The sequence below is a fragment of the Rhodococcus sp. 1R11 genome, assembly GCF_004563845.1.
Lineage (GTDB): Bacteria > Actinomycetota > Actinomycetes > Mycobacteriales > Mycobacteriaceae > Rhodococcoides.
Map to the genome: position 1 here is coordinate 1 of NZ_SPNG01000034.1, position 675 is coordinate 675.

Annotated in this window: 1 protein-coding gene; it reads left to right on the forward strand. The window is 63.7% G+C overall.

All coding sequences use genetic code 11. The features are described 5' to 3' along the window. On the forward strand, positions 1-675 hold a 675-nt coding region (locus tag E4P29_RS25770), incomplete at both ends, for a GDP-mannose 4,6-dehydratase (protein WP_135048122.1).

Below are 675 nucleotides of genomic sequence, written 5' to 3' on the forward strand. Positions count from 1 at the left end.
GAACCACCACCCTGCTCAACGCGGTCCGCGAACACGACGTCCGCTACCACCACATCTCCACCGACGAGGTCTACGGCGACCTCGAACTCGACGATCCGGCACGGTTCACCGAATCGACCCCGTACAACCCGTCGAGCCCGTACTCCTCGACCAAGGCGTCGAGTGATCTGCTGGTGCGCGCGTGGACCCGCTCGTTCGGCGTCCGGTCCACCATCTCGAACTGCTCCAACAACTACGGCCCGTATCAGCACGTGGAGAAGTTCATCCCGCGTCAGATCACCAACATCCTCAGCGGCTCACGCCCCAAGCTCTACGGTGCGGGGCAGAACGTGCGCGACTGGATCCACGTCGACGATCACAACAGCGCCGTCTGGGCCATCATCGACGGCGGCCGCATCGGCGAGACCTATCTCATCGGAGCCGACGGCGAAGCCAACAACCGCACCGTCCTCGAAGCGATCCTCGAAGAAACCGGCCACGAGCCCGACGCATTCGATTTCGTCACCGACCGCCCCGGCCACGACCTTCGCTACGCCATCGACTCGACTAAGCTCCGCACCGAATTGGGTTGGACACCAACCTATGTCGACTTCCGCGCCGGATTGAAAGCGACCGTCGACTGGTACCGCGACAACGAGCAGTGGTGGCGACCGCAGAAGGATGCCACCGAGGCCG